The organism is Gordonia sp. NPDC062954, from assembly GCF_044543825.1.
In the GTDB taxonomy this organism is placed as follows: domain Bacteria; phylum Actinomycetota; class Actinomycetes; order Mycobacteriales; family Mycobacteriaceae; genus Gordonia; species Gordonia tangerina.
The window spans coordinates 152,437-164,494 of sequence record NZ_JBITWL010000002.1 but is presented as its reverse complement, the minus strand read 5'-3'; the positions used below and the strand labels follow the sequence as shown (position 1 = coordinate 164,494).

The 12,058-nt window shown below is 65.7% G+C and carries 9 protein-coding genes and 2 pseudogenes; 2 read left to right on the top strand and 9 right to left on the bottom strand.

All coding sequences use genetic code 11. The annotated features are described in order from the left end of the window. Nucleotides 1-129: 129 nt before the first annotated feature. The 4 genes from ACIGKQ_RS03365 to ACIGKQ_RS03350 all read right to left on the bottom strand — a co-directional run bounded on the left by ACIGKQ_RS03365 (nt 130) and on the right by ACIGKQ_RS03350 (nt 5,475). Nucleotides 130-1,377, bottom strand: a complete 1,248-nt coding sequence (locus ACIGKQ_RS03365; protein WP_266062668.1) for an HNH endonuclease signature motif containing protein — start codon at nt 1,375-1,377, stop codon at nt 130-132. Nucleotides 1,378-1,742: 365 nt separating this feature from the next. Further along, on the bottom strand, nt 1,743-2,555 hold the full coding sequence (locus tag ACIGKQ_RS03360) for a mycofactocin-coupled SDR family oxidoreductase (protein WP_396572303.1): 813 nt from the start codon (nt 2,553-2,555) through the stop codon (nt 1,743-1,745). Nucleotides 2,556-2,600: 45 nt separating this feature from the next. After that, a complete protein-coding gene (locus tag ACIGKQ_RS03355; protein WP_235725798.1) occupies nt 2,601-3,221 on the bottom strand; it encodes a TetR family transcriptional regulator in 621 nt (206 codons plus the stop codon). A 19-nt stretch (nt 3,222-3,240) separates the two neighbouring features. Further along, on the bottom strand, nt 3,241-5,475 hold the full coding sequence (locus ACIGKQ_RS03350) for an MMPL family transporter (RefSeq protein WP_396572301.1): 2,235 nt from the start codon (nt 5,473-5,475) through the stop codon (nt 3,241-3,243). Nucleotides 5,476-5,666: 191 nt separating this feature from the next. On the opposite strand from ACIGKQ_RS03350, the gene ACIGKQ_RS03345 reads away from it, so the two are divergent. Together ACIGKQ_RS03345 and ACIGKQ_RS03340 are read left to right on the top strand one after the other, a co-directional pair. Then, nucleotides 5,667-6,290, top strand: a complete 624-nt coding sequence (locus ACIGKQ_RS03345) for an alpha-ketoglutarate-dependent dioxygenase AlkB (protein ID WP_396572300.1) — start codon at nt 5,667-5,669, stop codon at nt 6,288-6,290. 101 nt (nt 6,291-6,391) lie between these two features. Beyond that, a complete protein-coding gene (locus ACIGKQ_RS03340) occupies nt 6,392-6,943 on the top strand; it encodes a hypothetical protein (RefSeq protein ID WP_266062671.1) in 552 nt (183 codons plus the stop codon). Between the two features lie 41 nt (nt 6,944-6,984). Here the strand turns inward: ACIGKQ_RS03340 and ACIGKQ_RS03335 are convergent. The 5 genes and pseudogenes from ACIGKQ_RS03335 to ACIGKQ_RS03315 all read right to left on the bottom strand — a co-directional run bounded on the left by ACIGKQ_RS03335 (nt 6,985) and on the right by ACIGKQ_RS03315 (nt 11,911). Further along, nucleotides 6,985-7,796: pseudogene (locus ACIGKQ_RS03335) on the bottom strand (SDR family NAD(P)-dependent oxidoreductase). A gap of 74 nt (nt 7,797-7,870) precedes the next feature. Then, complete coding sequence (locus tag ACIGKQ_RS03330) at nt 7,871-9,571, bottom strand: adenylate/guanylate cyclase domain-containing protein (RefSeq protein WP_372475369.1); 1,701 nt, start codon at nt 9,569-9,571, stop codon at nt 7,871-7,873. Nucleotides 9,572-9,757: 186 nt separating this feature from the next. Then, a complete protein-coding gene (locus tag ACIGKQ_RS03325) occupies nt 9,758-10,306 on the bottom strand; it encodes a YceI family protein (protein ID WP_235725793.1) in 549 nt (182 codons plus the stop codon). Nucleotides 10,307-10,425: 119 nt separating this feature from the next. Further along, nucleotides 10,426-11,184 carry an SDR family oxidoreductase gene (locus ACIGKQ_RS03320; protein WP_287016289.1) on the bottom strand — a complete coding sequence of 253 codons (759 nt, stop codon included), beginning with the start codon at nt 11,182-11,184 and terminating at the stop codon, nt 10,426-10,428. Next, nucleotides 11,181-11,911, bottom strand: a pseudogene (locus tag ACIGKQ_RS03315) (enoyl-CoA hydratase/isomerase family protein). Before ACIGKQ_RS03315 ends, ACIGKQ_RS03320 begins: the two are co-directional and overlap by 4 nt. Between the last annotated feature and the right edge of the window lie 147 nt (nt 11,912-12,058).

Below are 12,058 nucleotides of genomic sequence, written 5' to 3'. Positions count from 1 at the left end.
CGGGTACGCGACACCGTTGCGGCGCCGTTGTTTCACGCTATGGAGTTCTCAAGGGACGGTTGCGGTCCCGACCGGGATCGGGTGCGTGGGAAGACTTGGCTGCGTGACCTACTCGCCGGTCAGCGTGGCTCAGGCGGCGGCGGGTAGGTTGTCGAGGTTCATCGTGCGTCGGTTGTAGGCCGGTATCGGCCGACGTGTCGGGTCGACAGCGACGGGTGGGATGAGCCAGGGATGTCGGTCGTGACCCATGATCACCTCCCACCCGTTATGGTGGATGTCGGCATGACACGACGGGCACAGCAAACATCCGTTATCCAACACCGTGATTCCACCATCAGCCCAATGCACAATATGATGGCCCTGGCAGCGGGAGGCCGCCACACCGCATTTGATGCAACACTCGTCGCGTTTGTGCAACGCTTTACGCAGATGGGCTGGGAACAGGCGTTTGTCTTTACTCATCTCCATCGGCACCGCCTCACCATCGACGATCGCGACCGTCGCGGTGGTGTCACACGTCAGGGTGCGCAGCATGGCTTCGGAGATCGACCCCAGGAACGGCAGTTCGGCCAGATCAGGAGTATCGGCGGGCACCGACACCAGCATCTGGTGACGCGGTGCCGAGGCCGCATCGCCGCTGCGGGCAGCGATATCCAGCAACGCTTCGAGGGCGTCGGCATGCCGGCGCTCGGTGGAACGCGCATCCGGTGAACCGTCAGGTTCAGGGCGCGGAGCCGCCAACTCTTCCATCGCAGCCGAGAATTTTTCGCCGACCTCGGTGTTGAGGTCGGCGCGCACCTGCAGCCGTCCGTCACCGTCGACATCGTGGGTGAGCGTGTTGAGGTTGCGGTCTTCGGAGGCGGGTAGCCCACCGGTGTCCTCAGCGGCCTGGTTACCCAGACGACGGGCACGTTTGCCGATGTCGGCGGGGGTGGCGCCGGAAAAGAAGTGGGCGAGAAGTTCGGTCACGATGTTTAGACGCGCCACATCGTCGATCGGTTCCGCTGATCTTTTCCCGACATGATCGACACCTTTACCCACCGCGTCGACATGCTCGGCGGAGATCGCCCCATCAGCGGCGTGCGCGGCCAGGGTCGGCAGTTTCTCGCGGGCGGTCGCGATGCGGATCAGACGGGTCGCCACCGCCGGCGCGAGCCCCATCACGATCAACAACTCGCTGAGTTTGCGGCCGTGGTCGCGGGCCACACCCAGTCGGTCCAGATGGCCGACCACCGTCGCGGCGTGATGGTCGATCAGATTACGCAACGTGACCAGTGTGGTCATCGCATCGAACGCTGCCCGACCCGACATATCGTCGCCCAAGTGCAGGTCACGAACAGAATCAGTGATGGTGGTGAGATCCCCCGAAGCTCCCATGACTCCACTATGGTCGAACACCAGTTCGACGTCAAGGAAATTCTTGAAAATAGTGCAGAAGATTTTTGAGCGGGTGGGGTGGTTTCGATACGCGACGGGCTCGCAAGCTCGCACGCCGCTACTCAACCAACGAAAAGGGGGCGGCGGCACGTAGGGCGGGCGCCGCTACTCAACCAACGAAAAGGGGGCGGCGGCACGTAGGACGGGCGCCGCTACTCAACCAGCGAGGGGGGCGGCCGTGCATGGGGTGGCACGCCGCTACCCAACGAGCGACAGGGGCAGCGGTGCATGGCGTGGCACGCCGCTACCCAACGAGGAACGGACAGCGGGCTCGCAGGCTTGCGCCGACTGATCCGGTGAGACCGTCAGAAGTACTGGGCCCCACCATCAATGGAGATGTGCTCGGCGGTGATGAACTTCGATTCGTCGGAGGCGAGGAACGCGACGACGTTCGCGATCTCCGACGGCTCGGCGACGAACTGGTTGAGGAAGGTCATCCCCATGCCGGCCAGGCGCGGATTGGCCGCGTTGGTCTCCTCGATCCGCGCGACCATCTGTCCGGAGCCCATCGGCGTGGCGACGGCACCGGGGTGGATGCTGTTGACCCGGATGTCGTGATTGCCCAACTCCGCAGCGAAAGCCCGTGTCATCCCCACCAACGCATGCTTGCTGGTGGTGTAGTGAACCATGAAGGGCTGCAACTTCTTACCGGCCAGCGAGCTGGTCAGGATGACCGATCCGCCACCTCGCTCGATGAGATGCGGCGCGGTCGCCGTGACGGTGTTCCACACGCCGATGACGTTGATGTCCATCACGTCGCGGAAGCTGGTCGGAGTCACCTCGTCCCAGGTCTCCGGAATGCAGATGCCGGCATTCGCCACCACCACATCCAAGCCGCCGACCATGGCGACGCCCTCGGCGACGACCTCCCGGAGCGCCTCGAGATCTCGCACATCGCATTGCCGCAGGTGCGCCGCGGCGCCCTGCTCCTCGACAAGACGACGGGTCTCGTCGAGGTCTTCCGGGGTGGCCGGGTCATACGGTACGCCGGGCAACGGGCCGGCGATGTCGACGCCGACGATGGTCGCCCCTTCAGCTGCGAGTCGGACGGCGTGGGCACGGCCCTGGCCGCGGGCCACACCGGTGATGAAGGCGATTTTGTGGTCGAGTCTTCCCATGGTGTGAAGTCCTTTCGTGAGCCGATGCCCGAACTGGTCTCCCACTCAGAGCGGCAGACCCTGTTCCAGCAGATCGACCGCGTTGAGCAGGGTGGCGAGCAGGTCGTCGTCGGTGGGGTCATCCCTGGATTGTGCGAAGTGAAACATCACTCCGCCCGCGGCGGCAATGAACACCCGTAGGCGAAGGTCATCGGACTGCACGCCCAGGTAGTCGGCGAAGAAGTCTGTCGCCTCCGAAATCGCTCTGTCGCTTTCGATCTGGTAGGCGGTTCGCAGCGTCGGCTCGGACTGGATCAGCCGCATGCGTGCGGAGTTGCTCACCCACTCGTCGGCGGTCCCGATGCGGAACATCTGTCCGATCAACCGGCGCAGCAGATCGAAATGCCCCAGCCCGGGCGGGATGGCGGCGATTGCGTCGTGCCGAGCTTCCTCCAGATCGTCGGAGATGACGACCTGCTCCTTGGAGGCGAAGTACCGGAAGAACGTGGTGTGAGAGACCTCTGCCTCGCGCGCGATCTGCTCAACTGTCGTGTGGGTGTAGCCGTTCTCGGCGAACAGCTTCATCGCCGCGTCGCGGATCGCTTTGCGGGTGCGAATCTTGTTCTTCTCCCGCAAACCGACCCGACGCCCCGGGCCGCAGCCCGGGGACGTCGTCGGTGTGGCCATTTGTCGGTGACCTCCCTGATCAGGTCGCCGGGGCGACCGCCTGCCGCTCGTTGTCGGCATCGAGGTGTTCGAGCCCGCGGTCGCGGACCGCACCACCCTCGATGTCGAAGTTCACCACAAGACGATCCAACCACTTCGGCAGCCCCCAGGCGCGATCACCCAGCAGAGCGATGATCGCCGGCACCACCATCATCCGGATGATGAAGGCGTCGAACGCCACTGCCACCGCAAGCGAGAAGCCGAGCATCTTGGCCGTGGTGTCAGGCGCGAGCATGAACGCGGCGAACACGCTGATCATGATGATCGCGGCGGAGGTGACCACACGCGCACCGTGCCGATATCCGGCGATGATGGCGTCCTTGGCGGACATCCCGTGGATGTACTCCTCGCGCATTCGGGTCACCAGGAACACCTGATAATCCATCGCCAGGCCGAACACCACGCCGATCAGGAAGATCGGCAGGAACGACAGGATGGGCTTGGTGTTGTCGATCAGGCCCAGTGCGCCTTCCTGGAAGAAGAGCACCGTCATGCCGAAGGTGGCGAGCACGGAGAAGATGAAGCCGAGGGTGCCGATCAGGGGCACCCAGATCGAGCGGAAGACGCCGATCATGATCAGGAATGCCAGCCCGACCACGACCACCAGATACGGGATCAGCGCACTGTCGAGTTTGGCCGACAGATCCGACAGGATCGCCGTCTGCCCACCGACATGCAGTTCCACCCCGGCGGCTTCGGCGGTGGGCGCGTAGTCGCGGATCGTCTCCATCAGATCGTGCGTTGCGGCATCCGATGGCGCGCTGATCGGCGTCACCGAGATGAGTGCGGTGTCCGCTCCCACCTGTGGCTGCGGTGTTCCGTTACCCATCCAGGTGAGCGTGGCGGCGTTGGCCACGTCGTCGAGCGTCGCGATATGTTCCACGGCACTGTCGGCCGCAGCGCTGACGTCACCGTCTTCGGTGTGCAGCACCACCAGCAGCGGCCCGTTGATGCCCTCACCGAAACCGCGCTGCAGCAAGGTCTGCGCCTGCGCCTCGTCGTCGCTGGTCAGCGACATGCCGAGTTCCATCTTGGACATCGGGATCGCGGCCAGAGCCAGCACGGCGAGCCCCGCGACGATGAACGGGATCGGCCGATTGACCACTCTGCGACCGACTTTGACGCCCACGGTATCGAAGGTCGCACTCTCCTCAGCGTGCTTGATCCACGGTATGCGCGGGGTGAAGGCGAATCGGCCGACCGCGCCGAGCAGCGCCGGGATCAACGTGAGAGCTGCGACCACCGCCATGAACACGGCGACCGCGGCGCCCATACCCATCTGGGTGATCAGCGGGATGCCGATGACCATCAGGGCTGCGACGGCGATGATCACGGTGAGGCCGGCGAAGACGACGGCCGATCCGGCAGTGCCGACCGCTCGGCCGGCCGCATCGGCGGGATCACCACCCCGCATGCGCTCGGTCCGGTAGCGGGACACGATGAACAGCGCGTAGTCGATCGAGACGGCGATGCCGAGCATGGTGACGATCGCGGTAGCGGTCTCGTTGATGCTGAGGAACTCCGCCGACAGCGTGAGCAGCATGATGGTGATCATCACGCCCACCAGGCCGGTGACCAGCGGGATGAATGCCGCCACGAGCGCACCGAACGCGACGATCATGACCACGAAGGCGACCGCGAAACCGATCAGCTCGGCAGTCCCACCGGCCTCCATGACCTGCATGAGCGAGCCGGTGGCCTCCACCCGCAGGCCATCACCACTGTGCTGGGCGAGGATCTCCTGCAGCTGCTCCTTCTCCTCGACGGTGAGATCCATGATCTCGATGTTCTGGCGGATCTGGATCAGGCCCACCCGACCTTCGTCGCCGAGGACCGACGCGCCGATGGTCGGGTTGGCCTGCGCGGCCACCACCGGGTTGACCACGGTGCTCGCATCGGTCAGATCGGGCAGTGTCTTGAGGTTCTCGACCAGCGCGTTGATCTGATCGGTGTGCGCGGCCAGCCCGTCGTCGGCGGCCACGAGCACGCTGGTCGACGCTTGCGACTGCTGCTCCATGACCTGCGGGAAGTACTCCTCGATCTGCGAGGTGGCGGTACCGGAGTCGGTACCCGGCAGGCTGAAGTCCTTCGCGAACTTCGGGCTCAGCGCGCCCACCAAACCGGCCACCGTGACGGCGGCGAGCAGCCACGTCGCGATCACCCACCATTTGTGTCGGAAGCAGAATCTTCCGACTCGGAACAGCATTGAGGCCATCGTCTCCCTCTCGGATCGGCGGATCGCCGGCGGTCAAAAGTGTTAGTGACTACCACTTGTTACTGGATAACAATAAATGTCGGATTTCGCCACCGAGTCCGCCGCCAGAGTGTCGAATGCCTCCCTCCACGCACCACCGTGACGCGCACAATATCGAACACGCGTTCGCATGAGTCGGTATGCTCGCGTTCATGACCGCAGGTATGCAGTGGTCGCTGTTCGACCAGTCGACCCACACGGAGTTACGCTCGCTCGACCGCACATCCCGACACGTGCTGTCGGACGGCGCGTGGGTGGATCTACGTCCCGGATGGGTCGCCGGTTCGGCCGCACTCTTTGACCGCCTACACACGGCCGCTGCATGGCGCGCCGAGCGACGACGCATGTACGACCGGGTGGTCGACGTCCCGCGGCTGGTCGCGACCTACCATTCCGCCGAATCGTTTCCCGACCCGATGCTCGTCGCCGCACGTGACGCACTCAGCGGCCAATACCGCCGCGAGTTACCCGAAGGGTTCGCCACCGCGGGCCTGTGCCTCTACCGGGATGGTTCCGACAGCGTTGCCTGGCACGGCGACCGGATCGGGCGGGGCTCACACGAGGACACCATGGTGGCGATCGTGTCGTTGGGCTCACCCCGGCCGTTGCTGCTGCGTCCACGCGCCGGCGGCCCGTCGGTGCGCTTCGTGGTGGGCCCCGGTGACCTGCTGGTGATGGGCGGCAGCTGCCAGCGCACCTGGGAGCACGCGGTACCGAAGGCCTCCGGGGTCGGCCCACGCATCAGCGTCCAGTTCCGCCCCCGCGGCGTGTGGTGATCGGCGCAACCGAAATTCACCCGTTCCTGACGCCCCGCCAACATGGTCACGGTCGGTGGTGGTTGAATCGACGAGAAGGTCCACGCATCGGGGGGTTGTCAGTGAGTCTCAAGTCGCGCTTGTTTGCGCTCGCCGTCGGATCGGCGGCGGTGGCCATCGCAGTCTCCGCCGCACCCGCCCTCGCCGCTCCACTGGACTCCGTCTTCGGCAGCGCAGGCAGTTCCGGTTCCGGGAGTGCGGGCAGTTCGGATCTGCTCGATGCCGGTAGTTCAGCACTCGGCTCCTCGGGCGACAAGACCGAGCACTACGGCAAGCTGGGACGCGACAACGCCCCCAACGGGGTGAGGTCGATCAACGTCTGGGTGTACGCGCCGAACACGCAACCGATCAGCCCGGGTGTGTATCCCCGGAACTCACAACTCGGCGTCCGCTACAACTCGACGATCGATGCCGGGCCCGTCGTAGACGGCGACGAATGCGCGATGCAGATCCGGTTGAGCGGGCCGAAGGTGCCGAAGAAGGCGCAGCTCTTCAGCACGCAGGATTGCACGTCGGTCAAGCCCTACACGCTGCGCGCTCCGGGGTCGTACTCGATCAGCGTCACCGACACCATCTCCGGCGCCTCGAACGCGATCACCTTCGACGTCCAGTAGGCGCGGCCGCCCTTCGTGACACTCGGCTGGCGCCTCGTTCCTCAGACCACGAAGTCGGTCTTCGTGAGCTGTTCGGACATCGTCCACAGCTTGTCTCGGACGCCGGCGTCGTCAGCACGCTTGTGGTAGCCGGAGACACCCGGGGCCCCGCGGCTGCCGAACATCTCGGTCGGACCGTAAAAGGTGCCGTTCGTGGCATCCGGCGATGTCGCGGCGTACAGCGTGGGCAGCGCACCCTCGGCGGCACTCTGCGCGAAGATCTTGTTGCCGAACTTCATGAACACGTCCTCGACCGTCTCCGATCGCCCCTGTAGCTCCGTGGCCGCGTAAAGCCGAACATCAGATTCGCCATCTTTGAGTCCCCGTACGCACGCCACCGGCGGTATCTGCGCGCCTCCCAGTTCAGACCATCGAGGTCTATGCGTCCAATCTGATGCATGGATGACGAGAGCGTGACCACTCGGTCGGCGATCTTGGGCAGTAGCAGCGCGGTCAACGCGAAGTGTCCGAGATGATTGGTGCCCATCTGCATCTCGAATCCATCGGCGGTGCGGCGCATCGGAATCGCCATGACCCCGGCATTGTTGATCAGCACGTCGGCACCATCGCAGCTGTCGGCGAACGTCCGCACCGATGCCAGATCAGCCAGATCCAACTGGGCCACAGTCGCATTCGGACCGATTTCGGCTGCCACCGGCTGCGCCTTGTTGACATTGCGGCACGCCAGGGTCACGGTGGCACCGGCCTTTGCCAACGCTTTCGCCGTCTCGGCCCCCAGACCGCTGTTGGCTCCGGTCACCACGAACCGGCGCCCGGTCTGATCCGGGATGTCCGCGGTCGTCCACTTGCTCATCATGCCTCCCCATCGATGCTGTGCGCTGACTGCCAGCGACGCTATGGTCTCCGACCAACGTCGTCAACGAGCGATCACAACTGCCCGGTGACCCGGCGCGCCGGCCGGAGCAGACCGGCCACCACCGTGCCGATCGAGATTCCCGGCGGGCGCGTGGCAATCGAGCGCGGCGCGAACACCTGAGTCGGCTCACTGCGACCGCGCAGTGACCGCGTCCCCACCGGAATCCACTCACCTGCCTCGTCGTCGGTGGCGCAGGCCAGCGCCGCACCCGACGCCATCACCGAGCTGCCGGACTGTTTGGCCAGATCCGACAACCGCGCGCTTTCGTTCACCGCGTCACCGATCACCGTGTACTCGTAACGGGTCTCGGCGCCGATGTTGCCGGCGAACACCGTTCCGTAGGAGATACCCATTCCCCACCCGATGTCGAGTTCGTCCCCCAACCGATCGGCGAGGTCACGCGCCGCGGACAGTACCGACGTGGCAGGGTCGTCGAGTTCCACCGGCGCGCCGAAGATCGCCAGCGCCGAGTCGCCTTCGAACTTGTTGACGAAGCCGTGATGGCCGTCGACCACGTCGGCAACGATGGTGAAGAAGTCGTTGAGCAGCTCAGCGGTGGCCCCCGGATCCTGCCGCGCGGCCATACCGGTGGAGTCGATGATGTCCACGAACAGCACACCGACCGTCGCGTTGACTCCCCGCATACCCTCGCCGTGTTCGAGTGCCTGCGCCGCGACGGTGTCGCCGACATGGCGGGCGAAGAGCTGCCGCATCCGCTCGCGCTCCTCGAGTCCGATCACCATCGTGTTGAAGCCGTGCTGCAGCACGCCGAGTTCGGAGGAGTCGTAGACAGGCACCCGGACGGTGTAGTCGGCCGCGTCCACGCGCGTGACCGCATGGTGCAGATCGCTGAGCGGGTCGGCGATGGAACGACCTACGAGGGTGATCACCCGGATACCGGCGACCAGCGCCACCACCCCGAGGATGATGATCGTCCAGTCGACCGGACCGCTGACCGGCGGGAGCATATCCAACCATCGCCCGAGATTGAGCAGCAACAACCCGAACATCGGTACGGCGGAGCTCACCAGCCACACCGCGATCATCCGGCTGCGGACACCGTGAAAGACGTGTCGCGCCGGGAAGTCACGGAAGGCGACCACCGCCAGCGGTCGGGCCGCCCGTTCGGCGAACAGATAGGTGATACACGAACTCGACATCGCCGCGAGTAGAAAGGCCGCGGCGACCCCGGCCGTGCGCGACGACGACGGGTCGTCGGCGACGACGGCGTAGGAGCCGACGGCGGTGGTCCAGGCGGCCAGCGTGGCGATCACCTGATTGCGCGGTATGTGACGGATGGCTGCGCGGCGAGCGCGATCGGCGGGTATTCCGCTCACGAACCAATCGACCTGCGGTTTGATCAGTAGGACGCCAAACAGCATGTTGGTCAGCGTGCCGACGATGATGCCGGTGAGCACTGCCGGGAAGTTGGGGGCGCCGACCGTGCCCTCCAAGGTGAGCTGACTGCCGTTGTACGCCAGCTGCACCAGCAAAAAGGTCTCGATCCCGATCGCACAGTTCGTACCGATCAGCGCGATCGCGGCGGCTGCGGTCGCCCGCCGCGACATGCGGGCGCGTTGTGTGCGGGGCAGTTCTGCGAGGTCCCGAACGTTGGTGCCGCCGTGGCGGCCCCACAGGTATCGCGGCAGTGCCTCGCCGTGGATGTACGGCCACGCCCGTTGCAGGGCGGCGTGGCCGAGTGGTCGCGCCATGACGGCCACCTCCTGCGCCGGTAGGTACCTGCAGGGTACCCATGACCGACGGCGGCGGGCAGGGCCTCGAGGTCCCGGATGCCCCCGGCATGCAGAACGGCCGGCTCCACGGCCTCGGGGGATGAGGGGTTCAGGTGTGGAGCCGGCCGACGCTCCGGCCGATCGGGCCGGACGTTCGTGATCGGATCAGGCAGGCTGGTTGGCCTCGATCTCGAGCGTGATGGTGACCTTGTCGCCCACCACGACGCCGCCACCTTCGAGCGGCATGTCGATGTCGATGCCGAAGTCCTTACGGTTGAGGACGGTGCTCGCCTCGAAGCCGGCGACCGCGCCGTGGCCCATGCCGGGGTTGGTGCCGTTGAACTCGAGGTCCAGTTCGACCGACTTGGTGACGCCCTTCAGGGTGAAGTCCCCGGTGAGCACGTAGTCGTCGCCCTTGGGAGCCACGCCGGTCGAGACGAAGGTGGCCTTCGGGAATTTCTCGGCGTCGAAGAAGTCGGCGGACTTGATGTGTCCGTCGCGCTGATCGTTGCCGGTGGTGATCGAGGTGACGTCGATCTCGGCCTGCACCGAGGGGGTGCCGTCCTCGGCGATGGTGATGGTGCCCGAGAAGGTCTCGAAGTTGCCGCGCACCTTACTGACCATCAGGTGCTTGACGGAGAACGCGACGGCCGAGTGAGCCGGGTCGATGGTCCAGGTGCCGGTTGCGATGGGGGCGGCTACGGCTGCGGTCATGGTGATACCTCCAATGGGTGTGGTCTTGGGTCTGGTGGGCCCTTTCGACCCAACACCACCTTAAACGGACCGCAGTCCGATTACATTCCCGGGCCGGCAAAAAAACTTCCGGGGCAATGTCAGCGCGTGGTGGAGATCCCTCCATCGACCGGGATCACTGCGCCGGTGAGGTAGCTACCGGCCCTGCTCGTCAGGTACACCGTGGTACCGATCACGTCATCGGCCCGGCCGATACGACCCAGCGGAGATGAGGCCGCGATCTCATCGCCACGTTCGGCGAGGAAGTGAGCCATCATGCGTGATTCGAACGGGCCGGGCGCGATGGCGTTGACGGTGATGTTGCGCGACCCGAGATGTCCGGCGAGGTGTCGGGTCAGTTGGTGGACGGCGGCCTTGCTGGCAGAATAGGAGTACGACTCGGTCTGCGGGACCCGGATGCCGTCGATGCTGCCGATCATGATCACGCGCGCTGGGTCGTCGACGGTTGCAGACGCCAGCAACTGCGGGAGCAACGCCTGGGTGAGGGTGAAGGGCGACTGCACGTTGAGATCAAGGACCCGGTCCCACGCCGAGTCCGGGAAGTCCTCGATCGGCGCACCCCAGGTGGCGCCGGCGTTGTTCACCAGGATGTCGAGCCGATCCACCTCAGCGCCGACCTGCGCGGCCAACTCCCGGCACCCCTCCGGGGTGGACAGGTTGGCCTGGATCGCACCGAGGCCGGCGGCGCGGGCCTCGGCCAGCGCGGGCTCCTTGCGCCCGGCGATGATGACGCGCGCCCCGCGATCGGCCAGACCGTGCGCGATCATCGCGCCGATCCCGCTGGTGCCGCCGGTCACGAGCGCGGTCTTGCCGCTGATGTCGAAGAGGTCAGTGGTCATCGTCGTCGGTACTCCGGTCGTCGTTTCTCGAGGAACGCGGCCGTTGCCTCGGTCCGGTCGTCGGTCATCGCGGTGATCATCTGTTGTCGGTTCTCGAACTCCACCGTCGCGGAGAACGAGTTCGACTCGACCGCCGCCCACATCCCCACCTTGGTCATCTCGACCGACAGCGGCGGGTTGGCGAGGATCGATTCGGCCGTGGCGATCGCCGCGGCCAGCAGGTCGGCCTGCTCGACGACGTAGACAAGCAGCCGTACCGCAACGCGTCGTCGGCGTCGAACTTGCGGCCGGTCAGCATCAATTCGTGTGCGCGGCCGGTGCCGACCAGTCGCGGCAGCAACCAGGACACCCCGATGTCGCAGGCGGAGAAGCCCGCGCGGATGAAGCCGACCGCGAAGACGCTGTCGGTGGACCCGATCCGGATGTCGCTGGCGCTCACCAATGCCAATCCGCCGCCGGCCGCCGCACCGTTGACGGCCGCGATGACCGGTTGGCGTAGACCGTGCAGACGGCGCGCCAGACCGGCGATGTCCTGCTGGCGTTCAAAACTCGCGATCATGACGCCATCGTCGACCGAGTCGTCGTCGCCATACCCCCGCAGATCCAATCCGGCGCAGAACGCCCGACCGGCGCCGGTGAGGATCACCACGCGACAGTGCTGGTCCCGGTCCAGCTCGTCGAGTACAGCCGTGAGATCGCGCACCAACGCGGCGTTCAGCGTGTTCATCGCGTCACGGCGGTCCATCGTGACGATGGCGATCTCCCCGCGATGCTCGACGGCCACCGTCGTCATCGACCGGCTCCGGTCATGTCGTGGATCACATACGTGGTCATGCTGTCGTTGGTACCACCCCCGGCGCCACACCTAGGACCG

Bases quoted from the DNA above. Each gene is read 5' to 3' on its own strand.
- ACIGKQ_RS03345 (WP_396572300.1), top strand. From the start codon at position 5,667: ATGACCGCAGGTATGCAGTGGTCGCTGTTCGACCAGTCGACCCACACG.
- ACIGKQ_RS03355 (WP_235725798.1), bottom strand. From the start codon at position 3,221: ATGGCCACACCGACGACGTCCCCGGGCTGCGGCCCGGGGCGTCGGGTC.
- ACIGKQ_RS03330 (WP_372475369.1), bottom strand. From the start codon at position 9,571: ATGGCGCGACCACTCGGCCACGCCGCCCTGCAACGGGCGTGGCCGTAC.
- ACIGKQ_RS03325 (WP_235725793.1), bottom strand. From the start codon at position 10,306: ATGACCGCAGCCGTAGCCGCCCCCATCGCAACCGGCACCTGGACCATC.
- ACIGKQ_RS03350 (WP_396572301.1), bottom strand. From the start codon at position 5,475: ATGGCCTCAATGCTGTTCCGAGTCGGAAGATTCTGCTTCCGACACAAA.
- ACIGKQ_RS03365 (WP_266062668.1), bottom strand. From the start codon at position 1,377: ATGGGAGCTTCGGGGGATCTCACCACCATCACTGATTCTGTTCGTGAC.
- ACIGKQ_RS03360 (WP_396572303.1), bottom strand. From the start codon at position 2,555: ATGGGAAGACTCGACCACAAAATCGCCTTCATCACCGGTGTGGCCCGC.
- ACIGKQ_RS03320 (WP_287016289.1), bottom strand. From the start codon at position 11,184: ATGACCACTGACCTCTTCGACATCAGCGGCAAGACCGCGCTCGTGACC.